This is a genomic window from Rossellomorea sp. LjRoot5 (assembly GCF_964253455.1).
In the GTDB taxonomy this organism is placed as follows: domain Bacteria; phylum Bacillota; class Bacilli; order Bacillales; family Bacillaceae_B; genus Rossellomorea.
Genome location: NZ_CAXUQN020000001.1, coordinates 2,782,992 through 2,806,102 on the forward strand (window position 1 = coordinate 2,782,992; position 23,111 = coordinate 2,806,102).

At 41.8% G+C, this 23,111-nt stretch carries 28 protein-coding genes; 8 read left to right on the forward strand and 20 right to left on the reverse strand.

Annotated features, from left to right (window positions below; genetic code table 11):
- The first annotated feature begins 39 nt into the window (after nucleotides 1-39).
- Nucleotides 40-516, forward strand: coding sequence for an N-acetyltransferase (locus ACSQ2E_RS14220; RefSeq protein WP_435991501.1), 477 nt, complete (start codon nucleotides 40-42; stop codon nucleotides 514-516).
- 48 nt (nucleotides 517-564) lie between these two features.
- Here the strand turns inward: ACSQ2E_RS14220 and ACSQ2E_RS14225 are convergent, their stop codons facing one another.
- From ACSQ2E_RS14225 to ACSQ2E_RS14240, 4 genes are all read right to left on the reverse strand, one after another.
- Complete coding sequence (locus tag ACSQ2E_RS14225; protein WP_435991503.1) at nucleotides 565-1,176, reverse strand: RsfA family transcriptional regulator; 612 nt, start codon at nucleotides 1,174-1,176, stop codon at nucleotides 565-567.
- A gap of 127 nt (nucleotides 1,177-1,303) precedes the next feature.
- The gene (locus tag ACSQ2E_RS14230) at nucleotides 1,304-2,062 is read right to left on the reverse strand and encodes an enoyl-CoA hydratase/isomerase family protein (protein ID WP_435991505.1); all 759 of its coding nucleotides are present in this window, start codon (nucleotides 2,060-2,062) and stop codon (nucleotides 1,304-1,306) included.
- Between the two features lie 132 nt (nucleotides 2,063-2,194).
- Nucleotides 2,195-2,368: a 50S ribosomal protein L32 gene (gene rpmF, locus ACSQ2E_RS14235; RefSeq protein WP_060669915.1), complete on the reverse strand. Its 174-nt coding sequence runs from the start codon at nucleotides 2,366-2,368 to the stop codon at nucleotides 2,195-2,197.
- 64 nt (nucleotides 2,369-2,432) lie between these two features.
- Entirely contained in the window at nucleotides 2,433-2,975 is a 543-nt protein-coding gene (locus ACSQ2E_RS14240) for a YceD family protein (protein WP_435991507.1), read from the reverse strand.
- 368 nt (nucleotides 2,976-3,343) lie between these two features.
- On the opposite strand from ACSQ2E_RS14240, the gene ACSQ2E_RS14245 reads away from it, so the two are divergent.
- Nucleotides 3,344-4,561: a nucleotidyltransferase gene (locus ACSQ2E_RS14245; RefSeq protein WP_435991509.1), complete on the forward strand. Its 1,218-nt coding sequence runs from the start codon at nucleotides 3,344-3,346 to the stop codon at nucleotides 4,559-4,561.
- Nucleotides 4,562-4,606: 45 nt separating this feature from the next.
- On the opposite strand, the gene ACSQ2E_RS14250 is transcribed toward ACSQ2E_RS14245, so the two are convergent.
- Both ACSQ2E_RS14250 and ACSQ2E_RS14255 read right to left on the reverse strand, forming a co-directional pair.
- Nucleotides 4,607-5,650, reverse strand: a complete 1,044-nt coding sequence (locus tag ACSQ2E_RS14250; protein WP_435991511.1) for a SepM family pheromone-processing serine protease — start codon at nucleotides 5,648-5,650, stop codon at nucleotides 4,607-4,609.
- Between the two features lie 5 nt (nucleotides 5,651-5,655).
- Nucleotides 5,656-6,435, reverse strand: a complete 780-nt coding sequence (locus ACSQ2E_RS14255) for a patatin-like phospholipase family protein (protein ID WP_435991513.1) — start codon at nucleotides 6,433-6,435, stop codon at nucleotides 5,656-5,658.
- A 175-nt stretch (nucleotides 6,436-6,610) separates the two neighbouring features.
- Between ACSQ2E_RS14255 and ylbJ the strand changes: the two genes are divergently transcribed.
- Nucleotides 6,611-7,831: a sporulation integral membrane protein YlbJ gene (gene ylbJ / locus ACSQ2E_RS14260; protein WP_435991515.1), complete on the forward strand. Its 1,221-nt coding sequence runs from the start codon at nucleotides 6,611-6,613 to the stop codon at nucleotides 7,829-7,831.
- 78 nt (nucleotides 7,832-7,909) lie between these two features.
- On the opposite strand, the gene coaD is transcribed toward ylbJ, so the two are convergent.
- The 3 genes from coaD to ACSQ2E_RS14275 form a co-directional block, all read right to left on the reverse strand.
- On the reverse strand, nucleotides 7,910-8,395 hold the full coding sequence (gene coaD / locus ACSQ2E_RS14265) for a pantetheine-phosphate adenylyltransferase (protein WP_060669926.1): 486 nt from the start codon (nucleotides 8,393-8,395) through the stop codon (nucleotides 7,910-7,912).
- Between the two features lie 33 nt (nucleotides 8,396-8,428).
- Nucleotides 8,429-8,983: a 16S rRNA (guanine(966)-N(2))-methyltransferase RsmD gene (gene rsmD / locus ACSQ2E_RS14270; protein ID WP_435991518.1), complete on the reverse strand. Its 555-nt coding sequence runs from the start codon at nucleotides 8,981-8,983 to the stop codon at nucleotides 8,429-8,431.
- Between the two features lie 262 nt (nucleotides 8,984-9,245).
- Complete coding sequence (locus tag ACSQ2E_RS14275; RefSeq protein WP_435991520.1) at nucleotides 9,246-10,652, reverse strand: hypothetical protein; 1,407 nt, start codon at nucleotides 10,650-10,652, stop codon at nucleotides 9,246-9,248.
- A 655-nt stretch (nucleotides 10,653-11,307) separates the two neighbouring features.
- On the opposite strand from ACSQ2E_RS14275, the gene ACSQ2E_RS14280 reads away from it, so the two are divergent.
- Nucleotides 11,308-11,697, forward strand: a complete 390-nt coding sequence (locus tag ACSQ2E_RS14280; RefSeq protein WP_435991522.1) for a DUF7147 family protein — start codon at nucleotides 11,308-11,310, stop codon at nucleotides 11,695-11,697.
- 81 nt (nucleotides 11,698-11,778) lie between these two features.
- Here ACSQ2E_RS14280 and ACSQ2E_RS14285 read toward each other — a convergent pair whose 3' ends face one another.
- Nucleotides 11,779-12,054 (reverse strand): YlbG family protein, encoded by a 276-nt coding sequence (locus tag ACSQ2E_RS14285; RefSeq protein ID WP_060669934.1) that lies wholly within the window; start codon nucleotides 12,052-12,054, stop codon nucleotides 11,779-11,781.
- 135 nt (nucleotides 12,055-12,189) lie between these two features.
- Between ACSQ2E_RS14285 and ACSQ2E_RS14290 the strand changes: the two genes are divergently transcribed.
- Entirely contained in the window at nucleotides 12,190-12,504 is a 315-nt protein-coding gene (locus tag ACSQ2E_RS14290; protein WP_435991524.1) for a hypothetical protein, read from the forward strand.
- Nucleotides 12,505-12,565: 61 nt separating this feature from the next.
- Here ACSQ2E_RS14290 and ACSQ2E_RS14295 read toward each other — a convergent pair whose 3' ends face one another.
- The 4 genes from ACSQ2E_RS14295 to ACSQ2E_RS14310 all read right to left on the reverse strand — a co-directional run bounded on the left by ACSQ2E_RS14295 (nucleotide 12,566) and on the right by ACSQ2E_RS14310 (nucleotide 14,307).
- Nucleotides 12,566-13,012: a YlbF family regulator gene (locus ACSQ2E_RS14295; RefSeq protein ID WP_435991526.1), complete on the reverse strand. Its 447-nt coding sequence runs from the start codon at nucleotides 13,010-13,012 to the stop codon at nucleotides 12,566-12,568.
- Between the two features lie 134 nt (nucleotides 13,013-13,146).
- On the reverse strand, nucleotides 13,147-13,539 hold the full coding sequence (locus ACSQ2E_RS14300; RefSeq protein ID WP_435991528.1) for a membrane lipoprotein lipid attachment site-containing protein: 393 nt from the start codon (nucleotides 13,537-13,539) through the stop codon (nucleotides 13,147-13,149).
- Nucleotides 13,540-13,631: 92 nt separating this feature from the next.
- Nucleotides 13,632-13,874 (reverse strand): YlbE-like family protein, encoded by a 243-nt coding sequence (locus tag ACSQ2E_RS14305; protein ID WP_435991530.1) that lies wholly within the window; start codon nucleotides 13,872-13,874, stop codon nucleotides 13,632-13,634.
- A gap of 10 nt (nucleotides 13,875-13,884) precedes the next feature.
- Nucleotides 13,885-14,307, reverse strand: coding sequence for a YlbD family protein (locus tag ACSQ2E_RS14310; protein ID WP_435991532.1), 423 nt, complete (start codon nucleotides 14,305-14,307; stop codon nucleotides 13,885-13,887).
- Between the two features lie 172 nt (nucleotides 14,308-14,479).
- On the opposite strand from ACSQ2E_RS14310, the gene ACSQ2E_RS14315 reads away from it, so the two are divergent.
- Entirely contained in the window at nucleotides 14,480-14,968 is a 489-nt protein-coding gene (locus tag ACSQ2E_RS14315) for a PaaI family thioesterase (protein ID WP_435991534.1), read from the forward strand.
- Between the two features lie 42 nt (nucleotides 14,969-15,010).
- Here the strand turns inward: ACSQ2E_RS14315 and ACSQ2E_RS14320 are convergent, their stop codons facing one another.
- Nucleotides 15,011-16,054, reverse strand: coding sequence for a CAP domain-containing protein (locus ACSQ2E_RS14320; RefSeq protein WP_435991536.1), 1,044 nt, complete (start codon nucleotides 16,052-16,054; stop codon nucleotides 15,011-15,013).
- Nucleotides 16,055-16,481: 427 nt separating this feature from the next.
- On the opposite strand from ACSQ2E_RS14320, the gene ACSQ2E_RS14325 reads away from it, so the two are divergent.
- Both ACSQ2E_RS14325 and ytvI read left to right on the forward strand, forming a co-directional pair.
- Nucleotides 16,482-16,841 (forward strand): YugN family protein, encoded by a 360-nt coding sequence (locus ACSQ2E_RS14325; protein WP_435991538.1) that lies wholly within the window; start codon nucleotides 16,482-16,484, stop codon nucleotides 16,839-16,841.
- Nucleotides 16,842-17,033: 192 nt separating this feature from the next.
- The gene (ytvI, locus tag ACSQ2E_RS14330; protein ID WP_435991540.1) at nucleotides 17,034-18,092 is read left to right on the forward strand and encodes a sporulation integral membrane protein YtvI; all 1,059 of its coding nucleotides are present in this window, start codon (nucleotides 17,034-17,036) and stop codon (nucleotides 18,090-18,092) included.
- Nucleotides 18,093-18,130: 38 nt separating this feature from the next.
- On the opposite strand, the gene ACSQ2E_RS14335 is transcribed toward ytvI, so the two are convergent.
- The 5 genes from ACSQ2E_RS14335 to ctaD all read right to left on the reverse strand — a co-directional run bounded on the left by ACSQ2E_RS14335 (nucleotide 18,131) and on the right by ctaD (nucleotide 23,100).
- On the reverse strand, nucleotides 18,131-18,592 hold the full coding sequence (locus ACSQ2E_RS14335; protein ID WP_435991542.1) for a DUF420 domain-containing protein: 462 nt from the start codon (nucleotides 18,590-18,592) through the stop codon (nucleotides 18,131-18,133).
- Between the two features lie 109 nt (nucleotides 18,593-18,701).
- Entirely contained in the window at nucleotides 18,702-19,610 is a 909-nt protein-coding gene (gene ctaG / locus ACSQ2E_RS14340) for a cytochrome c oxidase assembly factor CtaG (RefSeq protein ID WP_435991544.1), read from the reverse strand.
- 655 nt (nucleotides 19,611-20,265) lie between these two features.
- Entirely contained in the window at nucleotides 20,266-20,598 is a 333-nt protein-coding gene (gene ctaF, locus ACSQ2E_RS14345) for a cytochrome c oxidase subunit IVB (protein WP_034755952.1), read from the reverse strand.
- 4 nt (nucleotides 20,599-20,602) lie between these two features.
- Nucleotides 20,603-21,232, reverse strand: coding sequence for a cytochrome (ubi)quinol oxidase subunit III (locus ACSQ2E_RS14350; protein WP_034755953.1), 630 nt, complete (start codon nucleotides 21,230-21,232; stop codon nucleotides 20,603-20,605).
- Nucleotides 21,232-23,100 (reverse strand): cytochrome c oxidase subunit I, encoded by a 1,869-nt coding sequence (gene ctaD / locus ACSQ2E_RS14355; protein ID WP_435991547.1) that lies wholly within the window; start codon nucleotides 23,098-23,100, stop codon nucleotides 21,232-21,234. Before ctaD ends, ACSQ2E_RS14350 begins: the two co-directional genes overlap by 1 nt.
- Nucleotides 23,101-23,111: the final 11 nt, after the last annotated feature.

The window sequence follows — 23,111 nt, forward strand, 5'->3', positions numbered from 1 at the left end:
TTCAAAGAAACATTTTTCAGCATTTTAGGAGGTCATACTATGGCAGTGAAAGTGGAAAAATTAAAAGTAAACTATAAAACTCTAGAGGAGTTTAAGAAATTTAAAGAATATGGTGTACAGGAATTATCCATGCTTGAGGACCTGCAGGCCAATATTATTGAAAACGATAGTGAATCTCCATTTTACGGAATTTACTTCGGGGATACCCTGGTTGCCAGAATGAGTCTTTATCAACGCAATGCCCGTTTTGATCAGTACTTCGATCCTCCCCAGAATTACCTGGAGCTTTGGAAGCTTGAAGTATTGCCAAAATACCAGAAAAAAAGCTATGGAAAAGAATTAGTGGAATTCGCCAAGAACTTCGGATTGCCGATCAAGACAAACTCCCGTATTAAATCTCAAGGATTTTGGGAGAAAATGGGGTTTGAAGCCGTCACATACGAAGTAGAAAGAGATTTAGGTGAAAATCCATACGTATGGTTCCCTGAAGGGGTCAAAGAACAGAAAATCAGTTAATACACAAAAAAGGCTTGCTCAAGTACTCTTGAGTCAGCCTTTTTCTATTCACTTATTCAATCTTTGTAAATTACCGTTCTTATCCATTTGGAATTTCACTTTGTCTTCATTTCCTTGAAGCAGGGCCATTTTTCTCGCTTTTTCAAAGATGGCTAATAAAGATTTATGATCTTCTTCAAGGAGATTGAATTTTTCTTGATACTCTTCCAACTCTTCTTCTGTTTCTTTAAGCTTTTCCTGCAGCTGTGAGATTTGTTCAAGAAGCTGATTGTTTTCATTTCGTACTTTTTCCTCGTTACGGACGGCTTCCTCAGCCTTTTGAAGATACTGTATCATACTTCCCATGGAAAATGCTTCCGGAGACTCCGACGTACTTTCAACCGTCGGGATTTTCTGCTTTTCTTCAATCGTCTTATTTAGCGGAGAATGTTTCTTAGATTGCTTTCTCTGTTTCTTTGCCAGTTCGATTCCGGATTTATATTGTTTACGAACAAATGAATTCCAACGAAAGCCACATGCCGCGGATGTCCTTGATAGTTTTTTTCCTACTTCTTCAAACGCTTGCAGCTGAGTACCACCTTCGCGTATATGACGCAATACCACTTCCGCTAACAATACATCTTCATCCTGGCTCCAGGCATCCTGTCTATTTGAAGACATTTCCATCCCCCCTATTTTGTCAGTTTCTCCATACATATGCTCTTACTAGAGAAGATAGAATCAGCATCGCTATTTTTTACCATACAAAAAAGGAACCGGTTTTCACCTGCTCCTTTTGGTAATATGTCTATTTAGAAAAAAATCGTTCTACTGCCAAGTGGTGCTCATCGTGTGCCCAAAGTTTGGAGCATTGTGTGATTTCCTTCAGGATATTCTCTTCTATCCTCTTTGTATTCCATTGGTTTAGAAGTTGCCGCTTATATGCCTTCAAAACCCCTGCAGATTTAGATGAAATCATTTTAATAAATGGTATTTCATGCACTGGTACCTTTTCATCCACCACCTCATCTACGAACCCCATTTGATAAAGGGCTTCTGCCTGTTCCAGACGCGCCGTCATTAAAAGAGAAAGAGCTTTGGAAACAGGTAGCCTTTCAAGAAGCAGAGTCCCTCCTCCCCATCCGGTAGTGATGGCAAGATTCCCTTGAACGAAACCCATTTTTGCGGTTCTTCTTGAAACCCTGAAGTCACACGCAGTTGCGATCTCACATCCCCCTCCAATTGCTGTTCCATTGATGAAGGCAATGGTAGGTTTCGGCAAAAAGGCGAGTCTCGTAAGGAGGATGCCCATGTTACTGAGCATTTCGTAGCTTTCACTTTCTGTTTTCAGATTATGGAACTGTGACAAATCTCCCCCGGAACAAAAAGCCTGATCTCCGCTTCCGGTTATGAGGAGCGCTTTCACTTGATCGTTTTGAACGCTCTCATCAATCGCCTTCTGAAGCCCATTCATGATTTCATAGCTCACTGCATTTCGTTTATCTGGTCGGTCGATGATAAACTCCAATATCCCTTCGTTGTTCATATGTATTGAATATTCTCCCAATTTCAAAAGCCCCCTTCTATCTTACTTATAGTGTATGGTTTTCCCGATGGGATGAACAGACCTTTTCTCTAGATACGACAAAAAAAGCGTGAAGAGCCATGGTCTCTTCACGCTTTTTTGAGGTGTAAACGATTATTTGTTTACAACTTCTTTTCCTTTATACGTTCCGCACTCTTTACAAACACGGTGTGCTAGTTTCATTTCACCACAGTTTGGGCATGCTACCATACCAGGTACACTTAGTTTGATGTGTGTACGACGTTGTCTTTTTGCTGTTTTAGAAGTTCTTCTAAAAGGTACTGCCATTCTTCCCACCTCCTTAAAAGAGATTCATACTCATTATGAAGCCAGTCAAGCTGGTACTTCGCTTTTAAGAGTTCTTGTTTTGATCAAGAAGTTTTGCTAAGTCAGCGAGTCGAGGATCTACTTTCTTCTCTTCCTCTTGTTCGACTTGATGAGCCTGTTCTTCGGTCATCACTTCCCAGTTCTTACCGGAAGGCATCTCATCTTGTTCTCTCGCTTCATCACTGATTACTTGCATCGGAATCTCAAGTAACAGTAATTCTCTGATAGCCGGTTTTAAATCAATAACATCACCTTGTATACGATGTACTTCCTCTTCCTCATACTGATCATAATCAGCTTCATTTAGAAGATACGTCTCAATCGTATTGATGTCAACTGGTAAATCGACATCCACAAGGGTTCTTGAGCAAGGAAGGACTAACTTCCCTTCTATATGAAGATGGAAAGTGACACGGTTTGAACCAATATCTGCCTTTCCAGACACCCGAATAGGCGAGACTTCTATAATTTGGGGATCGACTTCTTTCAGGTCGTCCAAATTAATCGTTTCGTCTAAGGAAAGTCCCTTGTCTCTAAATTTTTGTAATTGGATTATTGACCATTTCAATGTAATCACCTCAAGGCAACAAAGGTAATTATAGCTTTCATAATACCGTTTGTCAATATTTTTTCTTTACACTCTCTTTACCCATAGTGTTGTAATTATAACGTTTAAATATAAGGACTTTCAAATATTTTATTATATTTGTTATGAGTCATTCAATTGAGGTGCATAAATGGGCACTTAATATAACAGTGACCGCTCCTCTCCGCTCCACTCTTTGATTCTAAAGGATAGTCTTTCCAATTTAACTGAAAGGCAGAATCATTAAATATGTTATATTTAGTTTGTTTCAATAAAAAATGATATTTGAGTACTTTTATTTTCTACTATAAAGAATGTGAGACTGATTACGGAAAGGTTGTGTGGGTTTTATGAGAGCGACAGGGGTAGTTGTGGAGTATAATCCGTTTCATAATGGACATTTACATCATTTGAGGGAAACAAAGGCCGCTACCGGGGCGGATATTGTCGTTGCCGTGATGAGTGGGCACTTTCTCCAGCGCGGGGAGCCAGCACTTGTTTCCAAATGGGCACGTACCAGGATGGCATTGGATGCTGGAGTGGATGTTGTCATAGAGCTTCCATATTGTTTTGCGACTCAGCATGCGGAAGTTTTTTCAAAAGGTGCCATTTCGCTTCTTGATCGATTTGGCTGTGAAAGCTTCTGTTTCGGGAGCGAAGATGGTGATATTGATGCTTTCCTCAACACGATTCGATTCATCCAAACAAACCAGGAACAATACGATACGTACATAAAGGAATTTATCCAGGAAGGGATGAGCTATCCTTCAGCACTGGCCGGTGCATTTCGGAAATTAGGAAATCAGGATTCTGTCATCGATTTAAGTAAACCCAACAATATATTAGGATTTCACTATTTGGAGGCAAGGAATCAACTTGGTTCTTCATTAAAAGCATATACCATTACGCGGGAATCTGCCGGTTACCATGATGAACATTTCTCTTCCCCTTCAATTGCAAGTGCAACCAGCATTCGAAAAAGTATATTCAGTACCCGAGGAGATCACGAGATCGGATCCTATCTTCCGGCCAGTTCTGTGCAGGAACTTGTAAGGTACAAAAGTGAGTATGGAGGATTCCACAGGTGGGAGAATTATTGGACCTTGCTTCAATACAAGCTTCTTTCCTCTTCAAAGGATGAGTTGAGGGATATATATGAAATAGAAGAGGGAATAGAAAACCGGATGGTAGAGTATGCGAAGTCTTCCTTATCCTTTGAAGAATTCATGACGAAGCTCAAGACGAAGCGATATACTTGGACACGCCTTCAAAGAATGCTCCTTCACGTATTAACCGATACACATAAAGAAGAGATGCGGAGCCGGCATGACTCCCCAAGTTATATCCGCCTCTTAGGGATGAATGCCAGGGGAAGGGAATATATTCATTCCCGTAAAAAGAACCTCTCCCTCCCTTTGATCAGCAAGCTATCCAGTGCGGATCAACATGATACTCAATTAGATGTCAGGGCTGCGGAAATTTATTCATTGGGCCTACAGGAGCCAGACGCACGAAAAAAAATGCTTCGACAAGAGTGGTCTCAACCGCCTATCATGAAGACAATATGATTCAAACAAAGAGACTGCCCCCCGTATTGAAGGCAGTCTCTTTGTTCATTTTTTGATCGATTTGAGGAAAGATAGGGCTTCATCAAACGTTTTTACTGGTATCACTTTCATATCCGTATCGATGTCTTCAGCTGTTCTTTTCGCAGCGGTATAGTTGGATTCAAGATCAGGGTATTTTTTCTTCATTTCTTTTGTTATAGTTTCATCCGGTGCAAGGAAATATTCGGCATCCGCATTGTCAGCAGCAATGATTTTTTGTTCGATACCCCCGATACGTCCAACTACACCATCTTCTGAAATCGTACCGGTCCCGGCGATCCTGTGCCCTTTTGCAAGGTCTTCCTTCGTTAGTTGATCATAGATTTCCAAACTGAACATCAATCCGGCAGAAGGCCCTCCTATTTCCTCGGTCTCAAGCTTTACTGGTGGATCAGTTATGATTTCTTTATCATCGCTTAATGTGATCCCGAGGCCAATCTTATCAGGGACGTCTGGAAATGCTTCCAGTGGAATCGTTTCAACCTTTTCCTCTTTATCCCGGACGAACGTGATGTCCACTTTATCTCCTTTCGTTTTCCCACTTACGTAATCAATGAATTCTTGTGACGACTGAAACGTTTGACCGTCGATGGCGGTGATCCGATCGCCCGGTTTCAGAACTTTTTCAGCTGGCATGTCTGGATATATATTTAATACATATATCCCTTTATACTTATATTCATACGGTTTGCCTGCTTTGCTATATGCCACTTCAATGGCATGGCTTTGGGAATTATTCATGAGCTGAAGTTGGCGAAGATTGTATTCTTCATCGCTTTCATGTGGACTCCTGATCTCCTCTACCGGAAAGATATATTCATATTTCCTTATGCTCGCCATTAGATAGGCATATATATTCGCCCTTCCCATTCTGACGGTTGTCAGCATCAGTTCCCCATCGTCTTCATATCCATTCTCGACGTGGACGATCGGATCCAGTTCATGTGCACTCCCGGGTTTCGTTACATAGAAAGGGAGATAATAAAAAGAAGTGGCGACCATAATGATGGTCATGATGAGCAGGGTTCTTATTAGCGTTTTCGTTTTCATATTTTTTACTCCTTCCATTTGTCCAGAGCTTCCTTGATGGAAGGAATAGCCTTCTTTGCTTCTTCTTCTCCCATATCGATGATATCTTCAATGTTTTTAAAAGCTCTGGTGCTGTACATTTCTACATGTGGTCTGATCATGAAATCAGAAGCAAATTCACGGTGAGCGACGATTTCCAGTTGGAGGATATCAATGCTTTGCATGATCACATCATATATGGTGGTGATTTCTGCATTACGTTTAACATGAGACACATCGACCCCGATCACAATATCCGCTCCCATTTCTTTCACCACCGAAACCGGGACCCGGTCAATGACGCCCCCGTCCACCAATAGACGGCCATTTATCCTTTCAGGCACAAAAATACCCGGTATAGCGATACTTGCCCGTACAGCACTTGCTATTGGACCGGTAGTAAAGATGACTTTTTCTCCATTCGTAATGTCAGTTGCCACAACACTTACCGGAATATTCAATTCTTCAATATTTTTATTATGAGTGAAAAGCTGAATGAACTCTTTTATTCTCTTACCAGATATGAAACCCATTTTCGGAACGGTAAAGTCCAAGTAATACTTTCTTCTGAAGGTAGTGGAAAGCTTGTATAGGTCTTCCATCTTGTGACCCACCCCATAGAAGCAGCCGACAAGTGCCCCCATGCTGCTGCCTGCAATCATATCAATCGGTATGTTGGCATCATCAAAGGCTTTCAAGACGCCTAAATGAGCAAATCCCCTTGCGCCACCCGAGCCGAGGGCTAATCCGATCTTTGGTCTATCCATGCCCTTCCCCCTTTTCCCGAGTTATCGGTCTATTCATCATATGGTCTATTTCAATTATGTATGAGTATATTGAATAATATGAGGACAAGTTGAATTAATCTCATTTTATCATTCTTTTCCCTTTTCACAAGGAATTGAGATAGAAGGAACTATATTCTTAGGGGAGGAAGTCCTGTTGTTCAAATCAAAAATCAAAACCTTGGCCTTATCCATAAGTGTGACGGTTTTTGCCACTTCTCTTATCTTGATGCCCGGGGAATCATTGGAGGCATCCATCAGAGGTTTGGACATGTGGTGGGAAATCGTCTTTCCATCCTTATTGCCGTTTTTTATTGTATCTGAATTGCTGATCGGATTTGGCGTTGTCCGGTTTATAGGAGTAATGCTGGAGCCCTTGATGAGACCATTATTCCGGGTCCCGGGGGTAGGCGGATTTGTGTGGGCAATGGGGATGGCATCGGGGTTTCCAGCAGGAGCTAAATTGACGGCTCGTTTGCGTCAGGAAGAACAAATTTCGCAACTGGAAGCGGAACGACTCGTTTCATTCACGAACTCTTCCAACCCGTTATTTATCTTCGGAGCAGTATCCGTCGGGTTCTTTCAAAACGCTACACTGGGCATTGTGTTAGCAGCCGCTCATTATATCGGGAACATTTGTGTTGGAGTCGTCATGAGATTCTATGGAGCTAAGGAAAAAGAAGAAATCAGAAGCAGCTCCGAGAAAAGGAAGGGTTTCATCCTCAGGGAAGCATTCTCGGCACTTCACCAGTCAAGACTACAGGACAAACGCCCCATCGGCAAATTATTGGGAGATGCCGTCACTTCATCTATTCAAACTTTATTAATGATTGGTGGATTCATCATATTATTTTCTGTTATTAATAAAATGCTTTATCATCTGCACATTACGACCTTTTTTGCCGAGGGTTTATCGGCTTTATTTATGCTTTTGAAATTACCTGACCAGTTAAGTATCCCTTTTATTTCCGGACTCTTTGAAATCACATTGGGTTCAAAACTCACAAGCGGTATAACTGAAGCCACCCTCCTCCATCAAGCGATCATTACAAGCTTTATATTAGGCTTCAGCGGTTTCAGCGTCCAGGCTCAGGTCGCCAGTATCCTTGCAGATACGGATATTCGATTTAAACCATTCTTCTACGCACGCTTAGTTCACGGGATTGCAGCATCTGTCACTACCATTCTCATTTGGAAGCCCATTTATGAGAGGTTTTCCGATGAACAGCTATCCAACGCCATCCCGGTATTCGCCAGGCACAACGACGCATTTTGGACCGACATGCTCTATTGGTTCAAGACAGCTGGTCCCATTATCACGATTTCAAGTCTGATTGTATACTTGATTTTATATGCACGAAAACATGTGAATGAATGAAAAACAGGGTTGATCCCCTTAGACCGATATCACAGTTAGTGAAGATATATGGTCTATAGCCGGCTCAACCCTGTATGGTTAGTCACGTTGATATTTCGTCTTTAATGATTCTTCTACACGCTTTGGTACAAGCTCAGAGATATCGCCTCCGTATTTAGCCACTTCTTTGACAATACTCGAGCTTAAGAAAGAATACTGATTATTCGTCATAATAAAGAACGTCTCTATTTCATCATCCAGTACCCGGTTCATGGACGTGATCTGCATTTCATATTCAAAGTCCGATACCGCTCTTAATCCCCTGATGATCGCTTTTGCATTCACACTCTTCGCATAATCGACCAACAAACCTTGAAATGAATCGACTACTACATTTGGTATATCCCTGGTGACTTCCCGAATCAATTCAATTCGTTCTTCAACCGAAAAGAGTGGTTTTTTAGAAGAATTATTTAATACTACCACATACATTTCATCAAATACCTTAGCACCCCGTGTAATAATATCCAAATGTCCGTATGTAATGGGATCAAAGCTTCCCGGACAAACTGCTATACTTGGCATTTCCTTACCTCCCGCTCGTTATCGTACTGCCTATCATTCTCCTCTGGAAAATATCGATATTCTGATGATTCCATAGGTCTCTTCCCTTACCTTCTTCAAGCTTCCCACTCTATCTTCCAATGTTATTTCCGACCCATGCTCACACATGACGTAACCGCTTTCATTCAGAAGGTTGTGTTCATCGATGAATTCCAGGAGTTGCTGAAGCTTTTGCTGTTTATAGGGAGGATCCAGAAATATATAGTCAAAGACTATTTCTCTTTTTAGTATCGCCTTTAACGCTCTCGTAGCTTCATTTCGGTAAACTTCACTTTGATCCATCAAATCACAGTCTTTAAGATTGGCCTTTACCGTTTGAAACGCCTTTTGATCCCTGTCCACGAAAATGACGGAATCGAGTCCGCGGCTTAACGCTTCAATGCCCAGTCCGCCGCTTCCTGCAAACAAATCCAATCCTGTCCCGCCTTCAAAATAGGGACCTAACATATTAAATATCGATTCTTTCACCTTATCTGTCGTGGGCCGTGTTCCACTTCCAGGAACAGCCTTTAGCGGCCTGCCCTTTAACGTACCTGATATGACTCTCATAATCATCCACCATATATGTATTTTTTCCTCCCTATCCTATCATATCTCGACACATATCGCCACATTCAGAATTTGCATCGGAAATGTATAAAATCATTTTGATAGGTGATAATGAGAGTAACAGCATCCTAACTGATGTTGTTGCCAACCGCGGAGAAGACTTACGATTCCCCATAAGTTCTTCCTCCGGTTTCTCCTCTCCCTTTGCCTTCTTTCCAGAGATGGATATAGAAGGACCCTGCAGAAAGTTCTGCAGGGCTTTTTACATTCCCTTTAAAATCTCGATAGCATTTTCCTTGTTCTTCACTTCCGCATTGAACAATTTTTCATACCAATGGATGTCCATATAGATGGTATCCCCTATCGTTTGAACCGGCTTCCCGAGTAATCCGTAATTTTCTTCATTATAAATGAAATAATCTTCATTTATATAAAACCTTAATGTATTCCCCTCTACAGAAGTGAAGTATACGCCAGGCTCCAGTTCTTTTATTTCAATCCCTAAAGCCTCTACCGCCTCAGGGAATTGAATATATTCCTTTTGTTTATATGAAATGTATGACAGCTGAATTGGTTTTCGATTTACCTTCATTGGCTTACTGGCCTTAAGGATTAGCAGAGGATGCTCATTCCCTTTCACATTTTCAGCAAAAAAGGTGCATCTAAACCCTGTCACTCTACTGACTGCTTCATCAAACATGTCACTGTCTACGGATCGATTCTTTATATTTTGTCTAAGATCATCCCACTGGGACGGGCTGAGACCGTTTTTCAGCTGCTTGTATGCCCATGCCGGTTTGGCAGAGTATGGAGTCTCATTAAGCAGGACACTGACAGCCAATTCCTTCAACCAGGCATCTTCATCTTTTGAAGACAAAGTCTGATACAACAGGCTTTGCTTTATCCTTTTCAACTGATCCCCGTACGCTTCACTGATCACAATCAGATGAGGGGACTTAAAAGGATTGATTTTATCAGTAATAAGGACTGTCACAAAACCATCAGCGGATTCAAATGTATCCAGCTTATCAAATCCGACTGGATCCCCTTCCTCAGTCAATACTTTTACTGACCGCGACCCACTCTCTTTCCATGATTCTTTTGACCACACCAAATCTGAAGGTTCCCCTCTGCCACTAAAGAAATAATAATCGATATAATCCAGTTTTTTGTGGTTTGATGTTGGATATCCCGCTATCCATTTTCCGTTTCTTAAACTCTTTTCCGTTAACTGAATATCTGTATTAAGGGTTGAAACCCCAGAAAGTACAGGATACCAATTTCTTAATGGTACACTCTCAGCTTTCGTCAACTGCTTTAATGAATAGGTTATGGTGATTTCCTGAGAATCCTGATTCAAGGAGCTCACATAGAATTCACCGTTTTCTTTCGTTAAACACTTGTTATCTTCCTTATCTTTACAGGTAAAGTTCCCTGCCCCCTCAGGCCATTTGATCAGGAGGGGGCCAGAAGGAATGATGGATGGGAAGTGAATCGTCTGAGCCACCTGAAACTTATCTTCTTCATGAATGATGGAATAGGATTGATTTACCTCAATAACACTGGATTCACCCGCACTCTCTGTCGTAAACCCCATCCACTGGAAAAAGAGAATACCGGAACTTATCAGGACCATCAAAAAACCGAAAGTGAATACAAATCGTTTCATACTATACCCCTTACTCCGTATGCTACTTAAAGAATAGCAGAAGTAGAAGGATAATTGTGGTACATTTTTGTGAAATCCTTCAAATATTGTTGTTTTTTCACTTCCTATGATCTGTAGCTTGTCAACGAGTGTGAGCTACAGGGTGAGGGGAACTGCTTCGCTTTCCACGGACGTTCGGCCGAGCCTCCTCAGCACACTTCGCTTCTATAAACAATTACTTCAGCCTTAAAAAAATGAGAAGTATTATAGACATTTACTATTGTTGTATAAAAAATCATTAAATATAGTTGATTGGAGCGGAAGGTGCTCGACTCCTGCGGGAAATGCGGGAAAGTACGAAAAGCGGAGGCGGATCGTCCAGCCCCGACAAGCATAAGATGAATGGGCCGAGAAGGCGCTTTTTGCCTTATTGGACCATTTAGCTTATGACCTCGAGGGGCTAGCCGCCGTAGCTAGACAGGTGAGACCCCGCAGGGCAAAGCCCTAGGAGGCTCAACTCACGCCCCGCGGAAAGCGAGCACCTGCAGCGGAAATCAACCACTACTCGCTTCTTCTGAGGCAAAATATGAGTGTCTAAAATAGCATCTTTACTTATGTGTTTAGTTTTGAAATAATAAGGAATTGATGAACTTGGTAAGAAAAGGGGAATAATACAATGATTCAACGATTTATTGAATTAGGAGAAGGATATTCAGATATTTATGAACTTTTGGAGCTTGCGAAAGCGAACGAAGATCGTCTGCAGCATATGCTGGCATTCCATACAATCGTGAAGGACCGCGCTGTCACTTCTTTGGCCCTTGTGATGAAACCGACGGAACAAGGGAAATTCCAAGCCATTTATGTATGCAGGGAAGGAATTCCAAATCCGAATATTACACCGAACCAGCGCTACTCACTATTTGAGGAAACAGCTGAGAAGCTTGGCAGGGTCATCATTCAAATGGATGTTAAGCCCTCAACACTATTTCCGGAAAATGCCCTGTATTACCAGCATTTGATAGCGATTTTGCGATTGAACCATTATATACTGCCTTTGCAATAACCGTCTTAGTGGGGCTCAAACGGATTGATATAAAGATCCAATGAAAAAAGCTGCCAAAACAACATTCTTTGGCAGCCATTCTTAAAATCCCATTTTGTAATCATATTCCTTCGCTTTATCAGGTCTTGAATTTTCAAAAACAGACTTGATAAATGGCTTAAAGGAAGGATCGACTCTTTTCACGTATGAATAAGCAGAGATTCTTTCCATCACAGAGTCAATTTCGTCCTGATTGCAATACAGTACAACATATTTCATTTTCTTCGATACATAGTGAACATTTCCAAATCGTCTAAGGGACTTGGCATGCTTCAAGCTATGTAACCAAACAACTAAACCTTGTCTTTCTGTTAACATATAGTTTCCCCTCTAGGAATCACTTTTTTTTAAGTCTAGCATAATAGCGCGTGGGTAAGCAATAAGTAATGGTATGATCTTTCCTTAAATGGAGTGTAAAGTAAATACTGTATATCGAGAGAATGGGGGGCCTACATGGACTTGAATGTAATTTGGGACTATTTCATCGAACACCTGAAGGAAGAGGACGGCATTGAAGAAGCACAAGTAAAATGGAGTGCCGGTATTCCATTCATCTATATTCGATCAGGTAAAACGAAAAGTGATATTGAATACTGCATCAAGAAATGGTCAGCTAAAGCCATGCGTGGAAAGAGACTGCATTCTGATACTATATTTTTCAGGAAAGAGGAATCATTATACGTCTATCGCCACCGATTCTTTGTTCCCCAGGAAAAAATGTTTTGTTGTGGGAACCTCTGTGTGGATTGTGTCCGGTTAAAACAATAGGTGGTCACCTTAAAAAGAGAAAGAGCAGACATTTTCAGTCCGCTCTTTCTCTTTTTGTTTTTTACGCCGAACAACCGCAGCTTCCCCCTGAACCGCAGCCTCCGCCACAGGATCCCCCACTTGAAAAGAAAGGATTTCCTGAAGGAACCTTTACATTTTTCGAGACGGAATGTCCAACCACCAGGCTCACATGATCAAGGAGATCCTGTAACTCGTTTTCGGCTCTGCGGAATTCTGCCACATTCTCATCAAGGTCCATCTCTCTCTTTACTTCCCGGATTTCTTTCATGATGGTTTTGTAGTCAGGATGGTATCTGCCAAAGCGTTGTACTTCTTCGTAACTCTCTTTCATCCGTGAAAAGGTTTGGACCTTTCGCTGGGTTTCAGAGTTGTTACGCAGTTTATATAAAGACTTACGATAATTCTCTGCCACATCAGATTCTAATATCCACTGAGATAATTCGTCAGCTGAATCCAATATTTCCATTCTTTCAATAGTAGCAAGCATAACGCCCACCTCCGTAACGATATTTTAACATGTTTCACGGAAGGAAGCGAATAGGCAAATTCGATATTTCAAATTCAATGGTCATGACTAAAAATAATCACCGCCGAAAGCACGACGGTGAAGTTCTGGATGCTTTATTGAATTGTCACATAAAATTGTTCCTTTATCCCAAATGATTGGTTGTTTTTTCCTACAATTTCAACATTCAATAGGTGCACACCTTTAGGTAATCCTTTAATGACAAAGGCGGCCGTATGATATTCTTTATACACATTCCCTGTATTGGACCGGACAATGATTTTTCCCTTTTTTGCCCCCTTTTTTTCTGTTGTGAATGTAACACCCGGGACAATGCACTCAATATACACTTGATTTCCTTGAACCATATGTTTGATGGAAACTGACTTTTGCTCTGAATTGGCTGCCTCCACTTTTTTAGCGAACGAGAAGCTTTCCGGCTCAGGCATCTTTTCTTTACAACCGCTTAATATTAGTAAAGCGAAGGCTAACATGATCATTTTCTTCATCGTTTACACCACTCCTTACCTATAGCCTTGCCCTATCGATCCCATTTTTACTCAAATATCGTTCGTCCAAATGAAGACAAAAAAATAGTACCTTAATCGTCGGCACTATTCATTGATTGAAACATACTGATCATCATGGAAGCCATCTGGACACCATTTGAAAATTTTTGAACCCTGTGCGGGATCGTTTTTTGAAAATGATTAATGGACGCGATCTCAAACTTTTCTAACTCATTGGGATTTCGGGAAAGTGTGCGGTACCACTCGGGTTGATCCCTAAGGAATAACTTCAGGTCTTCTTTTCCATAAATATATTCAATGACATCTGATCTCATATTTTACCCCCTAATCTTTCCGGAAAGAAAAAGGATGGGAAGGCTTGGCTGGCGCTTCCGTTTTGGTCGCTGTCCCTGATCCCCTATTGTTACCTGATTGAAATTGACTGAGCACTCCCTGAACTGTCCCAAGTGCTTCACTTAAGCTGTTAATATGCTGCTGCAATTGATTAGCGTCCATTTTCTTCACCTTTTCTCCCACCTGATCCATCCACCCTCCTTTACTTTCGGAACTGGTGGAAGTCTTTTCATTTTCTTTCGCTGATTCTGTCCTATATTTATCCCATCTTGTGTCGTCTTCCCCAAGCAAATACCAGTCTTCAAAGAGATCCTGCCAATTAGCATCGCCGTTTCGGACATCCTTTATGATTTTTGGGTGCTTTTTCACAAAACCTTTAAATTCTTTGACTTTAGGGTGTAATGATTTCCCCATAACATGAACACCTCCATTACAGGCTTCTACCTACTACACTTTATGAAAAGTTGAAAAGAATGGTGATACATTCCTTTTTGTAGTAATATTTACATGTACTTACGCATTCGATTCCCCAACGATTCAGTACTTGTTATGCTTGACTGTGAATACTTTAAAAGGATGTTTGAAAATGAGAGAACAGGTACACAAATTATTTAGTGAATGTATGACACGAGCGACTGATGAGGATCTCCTGATTATGAAACAGTTGCTCGTAGGAATACAACGGAAGAATAGCGGTGAAAACGGGTCCATCATCGGCGGAGTTTTCGCCATGGACAGGAAAATGGAGGACGGAAACTTTGAGGTGAGCATCCCGATCACTCCCGTTACACATAATTCCCTGGAAATTGTACATGGTGGTGTAACCGCTACCCTAGTGGATACAGCTATGGGTACCTTAGCGAATATGATACTGCCCGAAGGTTATGGCGCTGTAACGACAAACTTAAATGTCCATTACTTGGCACCCGGTGTAGGTGAACGACTCACTGCCCATGCGACAGTCGTCCACCAAGGAAGCAAAACAATTGTAGTGGACGGTAAAGTGGTAAGTTCTGAGGGGAAAATCGTGGCGCACTCAACGGGTTCTTTTTTCATCTTCAGAAAGAAGCAATAAAAAAAGTGGGTTCTCCAATTCAATATTGGAGAACCCACTTTTTTATTCTTCATCTTCCATTTTCTCTATGAAATTCTGGGTATAAAAACGTTTGTAAACCCCTACGCCAAGATGCGTGAAATCCTGCTCCAGCAGGATCTTCCTGTGACCTTCTGAATTGAGCCACCCATGCACGGCTTCCGGAGCATCAGTGTACTGGGATGCAATGTTTTCACCTGCTGTCTTAAAACGTACACCCCCTTGTTCTAAACGCTGAGAGAGATCCCCAATGGTAGGAGAATCATGGGAGAAGTAGTTCTTCTCAAACATTTCTTTACTATGTCCCCGGGCTATTTGGGCCGTTTCCTCATCCCACTTCAGTGTATCTTCACCAAACTGATGTCTAATCACGTTTGTAATATCAAATATCTGCTGTTCACTGGCAGTATTCACCTTATCCCATTCGTCTTCGCTCGGTTCCGTTTCCTCAGCCAATTCACCTCGATACATCATTTCATACGGGTGCATCTCGATCAATGTGCGGCTATCCAGAAATCGGATACTCGTCAGCCGGCTTGTGATTTTATCCAAGTAAAGCTGAGCATAGATATTTCCGAGTGGTACGAGAAGACGGGTATTCAGATCTTCTTCATTCAGTTCGAATTGATAGGCACCTGAATCATCGTTCACAACTATTTCAGATTCGACAATGGTAAAACGATAAATATCTTCTAGGCGTTGTCCCAACTTATAAGGGGCGACATCCACCTGATTCCCAATGGCATAGAGGGTAACAACTTTATGGTTCAAAACGCCCATTTGTATGTATTGTTTAGTAGAAATCGGGTATACCCACCATTCATACCCATATGGACTGGGTTCGACTCTTTCCGGTTCCCCAAATGCTTTTTTTACCTTTTTCGTATCTTTACCTATCCAGGTAGATAAGCCTGAAGCCGGTCTTTCCCCGGGTGTCTCGATTGTTTGATTCACCTTGTTCTCTTTGTCTTCCTTAAGAGTTTGGGTTTCTGGTGCCTTTAATGGTTTGTTTTCCTGCTTTTGACCTTGATAAATACCAATAATTAAAATAATGACAAAAATGATCAAAACACGTAAAACCGTTCTCAGAATTTCCCCTCCTCTCTTCTCCCCTTGAAAAAACAGGTCTATTTAACTATAAATAGTATACCACTAAAATTGTTTATGAAAATCTGACCTACAATAAAGGATAGCATATTTTTCTTCGTTCTAAAACAGACATACTCCCTCAATCGTTATTGTGCAACAAATCATGTAAATCCTAGTATGATGGGATGTTCATCTTGTAAAAGTTTAACCATTTTTTAAAAATCACCCAATTCAAATGATTCAAGACATTGCAAGATAAAGTTTTTTCCACTATTATTAAGAATGAGAAATACCGCATTTAGTATCAATGTACATACACCGATATAAATGCTTTTACCATACGGACAGCATGGGGGTAACGAAGTATCCGCTGTTCTCATGCAAGCCATTACAGGAGGAAAATATTATGCGTTTTGAAGCAACTGAATTTGAAAGCTTAAAAGTCGATTTAAACCGATTGGACGAAATCATGGAATCTCATGGACTTGTCCGTGCGGGCCAATGGGATTATGAGCGTGTAACCTATGACCGGAAATTCGAAATTAGAGAAGGTATTTTCTATTTACGGATCCAGGGTCTCGCAGTCGAGGGGGATATCGGAAAGCATGACGCTGTTATCCAATTAATGACTCCGCTACTTGGGAAACATTACTACCCCCACGGAGTTGAATATGGTGAAGGTGAAGAGTTCCCTAAACATCTCGTCACTTCTTGCGAAAAGCTCTTAGCTGATGTTAAAAAAGATGCAGCGAACTTTGCATGGTAATACACCTTAGAAAAGACTGTCTGACTTATGGACAGTCTTTTCTATATGATCTTTTCGCAAGAAAGACCCTTCATTGCCACCTGTTCTAAATGGATACAAAACCTTCAAAATTTCACTTTCTTCCCACTGTTCATTCTTCTTTGACTCTAATATAATAAAAGTAAGAGGTTCCTGTTAGAAAGGGGTACACCATTGTCCAAGTTTTTCACTAAAAAAGTATGGATGACGGCATTGGTCATCGTACTGATAGCATTAATTGCATTTTTTATTCTGCCGGTATCCGTCACATTGATTATGGCGATCATTACCGCTCTTTTTCTTGAGCCTGCTGTAGGCTTTATTCAAAAACGCTTTTCAACAAAACGGAGATTCGCGGTCCTTTCCGTTTTCATTCTGTTTCTACTCCTTATCAGTATTTCCTCATTTTTCGTCACCACTAAAGTGGTCGGAGAAGGAATTAAGCTTATTGAAGATGCACCCAAATACGTTAATCAATTAAGCGATATCTGGCTGGATTATGAAGATAGATTGTTGAATGCAACCGAGGATCTCCCTGATGAGTTGGTGAAGAGCTTCAGTGAAGATGTCCAGAACTTTCTGGAAAGCGGCAAGACTAAGATTCTTAATTCATTCAACATAGAAAAAATAAGCGTCTTTTTGTCGTATATCCCGAATTATCTGGTAAGTTTTCTCGTCTACTTAATCGCACTTTTTCTATTCATGCTGGATCTGCCCCGGATCAAGAAATCCATTTATGGTCATCTGACAGAAAGAACAGCTGAGAAAGTAACCTTCATGACGTCGAGACTTACCTACGTTATATTTGGATTCTTTAAAGCGCAGTTTCTGGTCAGTATCATCATCTTTATCGTTTCCTTGATCGGACTTCTTTTCATAGCTCCTGATGTGGCAATTGTCATGTCCCTCATCATTTGGGTGATTGATTTCATTCCACTGATCGGTTCTATCGTTGTATTGGGCCCCTGGGCAATTTTCCATCTATTGACCGGAAACATCGCGCTCGGAAGCCAATTAGCGGTGCTCGCTGCCATACTGTTGATCATCAGACGAACCGTAGAGCCAAAGGTAATGGGAAGCCATATCGGATTGTCCCCTCTTGCTACGCTCATCGCCATGTATCTAGGCCTTAAACTATTTGGGGTATTGGGATTCATTATCGGCCCCCTGCTTCTCATTGTGTTTAACTCCGCAAAAGAAGCAGGGATCATTAAAACCAATTTCAAAGTATAAAAAACCCGCTATGTGCTTTTCGCATAGCGGGCTTTTAATTAATAACCGAGTATTGCCCTAATAACGGATGTTGTCTCTCCACCTTTGTAGAAAACGTAAAGCAGAAGATATACGGCAACCCCTGTGATGGCCGTGAAGAACCATATGAAGCTTGTAATCGGACCAAGCTTGCGATGGGTCTTAAGGCGATCTTTATACCCTGTCCAAAGGCTCAAGATGCCAAATACGGCGCCTGTGGTCGCAAGAGTAATATGAAAGACCAGGAAGATCGTATAATAGATCTTTATGTCATCAGGACCGCCAAACGAAGTGTTCCCGATAAAAATCGTCCTGCTTAAGTAGATAACGAAAAAGATAAGGGCGAAGATTCCTGCAAGGGTCATCGTTTTCTGATGCTGTTCAATCTTTCTTTGTTTAATCTGCCACCAGCCTATCGCCACAGTAACAGCACTTAAGACGATAAAACTCGTGCTAATGGTAGGTAAAATAGGTAAATCCATCTCGTTTCCTCTCTTTTCTAAAAAATTCTGACCAGCGTCTTTCACTCGGAGAGATATTTACCTCTGTACATACCGGAAAAAACACTCCCCGAAATTTTTGCATTAGCATTTATTGTTCTGGCAAATTTGAATCTGCTACAGGGTCATATGAAAGCTTCTCCTGCTGCTCCTGATCCTTTCTATACCATTGGAAGAACAAATTAAATAGAACGACACCGAACACGATTTCCTGAATAATCTTCATTAAGACTCCTCCCAGCTGTTGATCATAGAGAGTCGACATGGATGTAAATAATTCCGGACCTGTCAGTGTCAATCCTTCTAGTGTATTCGCAGGCACACAAAGGGATAAAGCTTGAAGCCATTCGTTTGGATCATTATAGGTCGCATACATCGGGTTTTCGGCGAAGATGATCAATCCACAAGCCGGTGTCAATAACACGGCACTTCCCAGAATGTATCCGATTCGTTTTAATCCACTTAATTCAATATCTTCATCTGCCGGATTAATCAATGGCCACCACATAAATACAGCAAGAATGAATAATATGAACGTGGTCAAAGCGTGTAGAGTGACATCGGTACGTACATTATCGAAAATTAACGGGATATGGTAAATCGAAAAAACCAGATTGAATGACAATAAGGAAATCAGCGGCTTGGTCATAAAACTGAATAATTGTTTGACGACAGGCAATTCAATCGTTGCCTTCCAAACCCAATCCGGTATTCCCAAAATCAATAGCGGAGTAAAGACAAGATATAGAAATGCCATCTGTGTCATATGTGCAGAAAACAATATCCCGCTGAGAACCTCAACAGGCGAACCCTTGATGGCATATAAAAGAACCATAGAAACAAGGAAAAACGCTGCTTCCTTTCCAGTCAATATCCTGTTATCCTTGAAGCTTTCCCTCCATTTTATCGTAATCAAAAAATAGAGTACCGTCATAAACACCAACGTCATGAGAAAAAACGGGCTCCATAACGCCATAAAACCAAAAATACCTAAAGGCATCTTCTCACCTCATTTCACATTTAACACCTACCCCCATTATACTGACAACCCTCCCCCACTTCAACGCAAGGTAATGACAAGTTCTTGAACATTAGAAAAGCGGAGCCGACTGTTCTGGCCCGACAAGCATAAGATGAATGGGCCGGGAAGGCGCCCTTTGCCTTCTTGGCCCATTTAGCTTATGACCTCGAGGGACAAGGAGGCGGAGCTGGACAATCGAAAAGCGGAGGCGGGTTGGGCAGGCCCGACAAGCACAACTGGGAAATCCCAAAAGGCGTTTTTTGCCTTATGGGATTTTTCAGTTGTGATCTCGAGGGACTACCCGCCGAAGCTGGACAATGAAAAGCGGAAGCGCCTTGCACAGCCCCGACAAGCATAAGGCGAATCAACCGGAATGGCGTCCTTTGCCATTATGGTTGATTTGACTTATGACCTCGAGGGACAAGGAGGCGGAGCTGGACAATCGAAAAGCGGAGGCGGGTTGGTCAGGCCCGACAAGCACAACTGGGAAATCCCAAAAGGCGTTTTTTGCCTTATGGGATTTTTCAGTTGTGACCTCGAGGGACTACCCGCCGGAGCTGGACAATCGAAAAGCGGAGCCGACTGTTCTGGCCCCACTGCACAAAAAAAGCCAGCCAAAAGGCTGACTTTTTCTTTAGATCCATACAATTGTTAAAAATGTTAACACTGTGATAAATGCAACAAGTGCACCAGAATACAGGAATAATGAAGGTGCTTCATGGCCCTTATGACTCATATGCATGAAGTAGTACAGTTGAAACACCAGCTGGACAACTGCCAGTAGGAGAATGAACGGTACAACAAAGTACTTATCAAAATCCCCTGCTACAGCGATGAACGCCACCAATGTTAAGAAAATCATTAACATGAAGGATGTTAACTGCATTTTCATGTCTTCTGCATTCTTCTTACGACGATACTCGTAATCTACACTTGGGTTACCTGAAGTTGATTGTTGATTCGCCATCAGTTTATCCCACCATTCCCATTAAGTATACTACTGTAAAGATAAATACCCATACAACGTCGATGAAGTGCCAGTATAGAGAAGCTAAGTAGAACTTCGGCGCATTGTAGAGATTCAATCCACGTTTAGCATTACGAAGCATCAAACTGACGATCCATAGAAGACCGAATGCAACGTGTCCCCCGTGGAATCCTACAAGTGTGTAAAAGGCTGAACCAAAGGCACTACTAGTAAAAGTATGCCCATATTCATGTACGTAATGATTAAACTCATAAATCTCTAATCCCAGGAAGCCTGCCCCTAAAAGCACAGTGATCAATAACCAGGCCTGCATCCGTTGGAAATTGTAGTTTTTCATATGGTACATCGCATAAACACTTGTCAGCGAGCTTGTTAAAAGCAGCATCGTTGCTAAAAAGGAAAGCGGTAAATCAAAAAGATCAGTAGTGAGAGCATGGCTATCACTAGGAACTCTGTTTTTAAGAGCTAAATACGTTGCAAAAAGAGAGCCGAAAAGGACTGTTTCTCCACCAAGGAAAAACCAGAAGCCCATAAATTTATTTTTCCCCTCAAGGGTCGCCTTTTCAGGGGAGGCCGGCCAGGTCTTTGGCGTGAATTTTTCTTCAGCGTGCATTATGCCTTACCCCCTTTATCGTCGTCCATTAAATCTTCTTTATGCACATGATAACCGTGGTCATCTACAACAGAACGAAGGAACATGGATCCCAATGTGATGAGCATACCGATGATGAGGACAGGCAGCGCCCATGCTTTATCATCTACGTGATACATGGCACCGAATGCCGCAATGAATAATCCCAGTGAGATAAAGAAAGGTAAAATGGAATTATTAGGCATATGGATATCACCGATAGGTTCAGCTGGAGTCAATCCTTTATTCCCTTCCATTTTCTCTAACCAATAAGCGTCAAGGCCACGGATAAGCGGTGTTTGCTTAAAGTTATAGAACGGTGGTGGTGAAGGGATTGCCCATTCAATGGTACGTCCGTCTCCCCAAGGGTCATTGGATACTTTCACACCTTTAACCTGTGTTGAAATGATATTGATTAGATAAACGATTACGGCTACACCCATGAATCCTGCACCGATGGAGCTGATTAAGTTAGCCGTTTCGAATCCTTGACCAGGCAAGAATGTCCATACACGACGCGGCATTCCCATAAGTCCAAGGAAATGCTGGATGAAGAACGTTAAGTGGAATCCGATAAAGAATAACCAGAAAGCGATCTTTCCTAAGAAATCGTTCAACATTGTTCCAAACATTTTTGGCCAGTAATAATGAGTACCTGCTAATAAGGCAAATACTACACCACCTACGATAACGTAATGAAAGTGGGCAACAACGAAATACGTATCGTGGAACTGGTAATCTGCTGCGGCAGAAGCAAGCATAATTCCCGTTACCCCACCCGCTACGAAAGTAGGGATGAATGCTACAGCATAAAGCATAGGAGTCGTGAATCTCAGACTTCCTCCCCACATGGTAAGGAGCCAGTTAAAGATCTTGATACCCGTCGGAACGGCAATTGCCATCGTAGCGACGGCGAATATGGCATTCGCAATTGGTCCTAAACCAACCGTAAACATATGGTGGGCCCAAACCATGAATCCTAAGAAACCGATCAATACGGTTGCAAACACCATGGATGAGTATCCGAATAAGCGTTTTCTTGAGAAGTGTGGAATGATCTCAGAGAAAATCCCGAATGCAGGCAGTACAAGGATGTATACCTCAGGATGGCCGAAAATCCAGAAGAAGTGTTCCCAGATAATCGTATTCCCTCCATTTGCCACATCGAAGAAATTCGCTCCGAACATACGATCAAACAGCATTAAGAATAAACCTACTGTCAAGGCAGGAAACGCGAATAAAATAAGTGCCGATGTAACAAATACTGTCCAGGTGAAAAGTGGCATACGCATATATGTCATTCCTGGAGCACGCATATTAATGATCGTTACAAGGAAATTGATACCACCTATCAATGTCCCCGCACCGGCAATTTGTAACCCCAATACATAGAAGTCGATTCCATGACCCGGTGACGCCATGGAAAGAGATGCATAAGATGTCCATCCTGCATCTGGTGCCCCTCCCATAAACCATGAAAGGTTCAGGAATACTCCCCCAAGGAAGAATAACCAGAACCCTAATGAGTTTACGAAAGGAAACGCAACGTCACGGGCACCGATTTGCAATGGTACAACGGCATTCATAAATGCAAATATTAGCGGCATGGCAGCCAGGAATATCATCGTCGTACCGTGCATCGTTAATAATTCGTTGTATAAACCAGCGCTAACAAAGTCGTTGTTAGGAACGGCAAGTTGTATACGAATGATAAGAGCTTCTAAACCACCGACAAGGAAGAAAAATCCTCCTGCCATTAGGTAAAGGATGGCGATCTTTTTATGGTCCACTGTTGTCATATAGTCCCATACAGTCGCGCCGAAGCCTTTTTTCTGTGAATAGCTACTCACGATTAAACCTC

Coding starts and splice junctions, on each gene's coding strand:
- ACSQ2E_RS14220 (WP_435991501.1), top strand. CDS start 40: ATGGCAGTGAAAGTGGAAAAATTAAAAGTAAACTATAAAACTCTAGAG.
- ACSQ2E_RS14225 (WP_435991503.1), bottom strand. CDS start 1,176: ATGTCTTCAAATAGACAGGATGCCTGGAGCCAGGATGAAGATGTATTG.
- rpmF (WP_060669915.1), bottom strand. CDS start 2,368: ATGGCAGTACCTTTTAGAAGAACTTCTAAAACAGCAAAAAGACAACGT.
- ACSQ2E_RS14245 (WP_435991509.1), top strand. CDS start 3,344: ATGAGAGCGACAGGGGTAGTTGTGGAGTATAATCCGTTTCATAATGGA.
- ACSQ2E_RS14250 (WP_435991511.1), bottom strand. CDS start 5,650: ATGAAAACGAAAACGCTAATAAGAACCCTGCTCATCATGACCATCATT.
- ACSQ2E_RS14255 (WP_435991513.1), bottom strand. CDS start 6,435: ATGGATAGACCAAAGATCGGATTAGCCCTCGGCTCGGGTGGCGCAAGG.
- coaD (WP_060669926.1), bottom strand. CDS start 8,395: ATGCCAAGTATAGCAGTTTGTCCGGGAAGCTTTGATCCCATTACATAC.
- rsmD (WP_435991518.1), bottom strand. CDS start 8,983: ATGAGAGTCATATCAGGTACGTTAAAGGGCAGGCCGCTAAAGGCTGTT.
- ACSQ2E_RS14275 (WP_435991520.1), bottom strand. CDS start 10,652: ATGAAACGATTTGTATTCACTTTCGGTTTTTTGATGGTCCTGATAAGT.
- ACSQ2E_RS14280 (WP_435991522.1), top strand. CDS start 11,308: ATGATTCAACGATTTATTGAATTAGGAGAAGGATATTCAGATATTTAT.
- ACSQ2E_RS14285 (WP_060669934.1), bottom strand. CDS start 12,054: ATGTTAACAGAAAGACAAGGTTTAGTTGTTTGGTTACATAGCTTGAAG.
- ACSQ2E_RS14290 (WP_435991524.1), top strand. CDS start 12,190: ATGGACTTGAATGTAATTTGGGACTATTTCATCGAACACCTGAAGGAA.
- ACSQ2E_RS14295 (WP_435991526.1), bottom strand. CDS start 13,012: ATGCTTGCTACTATTGAAAGAATGGAAATATTGGATTCAGCTGACGAA.
- ACSQ2E_RS14300 (WP_435991528.1), bottom strand. CDS start 13,539: ATGAAGAAAATGATCATGTTAGCCTTCGCTTTACTAATATTAAGCGGT.
- ACSQ2E_RS14305 (WP_435991530.1), bottom strand. CDS start 13,874: ATGAGATCAGATGTCATTGAATATATTTATGGAAAAGAAGACCTGAAG.
- ACSQ2E_RS14310 (WP_435991532.1), bottom strand. CDS start 14,307: ATGGGGAAATCATTACACCCTAAAGTCAAAGAATTTAAAGGTTTTGTG.
- ACSQ2E_RS14315 (WP_435991534.1), top strand. CDS start 14,480: ATGAGAGAACAGGTACACAAATTATTTAGTGAATGTATGACACGAGCG.
- ACSQ2E_RS14325 (WP_435991538.1), top strand. CDS start 16,482: ATGCGTTTTGAAGCAACTGAATTTGAAAGCTTAAAAGTCGATTTAAAC.
- ACSQ2E_RS14335 (WP_435991542.1), bottom strand. CDS start 18,592: ATGGATTTACCTATTTTACCTACCATTAGCACGAGTTTTATCGTCTTA.
- ctaG (WP_435991544.1), bottom strand. CDS start 19,610: ATGCCTTTAGGTATTTTTGGTTTTATGGCGTTATGGAGCCCGTTTTTT.
- ctaF (WP_034755952.1), bottom strand. CDS start 20,598: ATGGCGAATCAACAATCAACTTCAGGTAACCCAAGTGTAGATTACGAG.
- ACSQ2E_RS14350 (WP_034755953.1), bottom strand. CDS start 21,232: ATGCACGCTGAAGAAAAATTCACGCCAAAGACCTGGCCGGCCTCCCCT.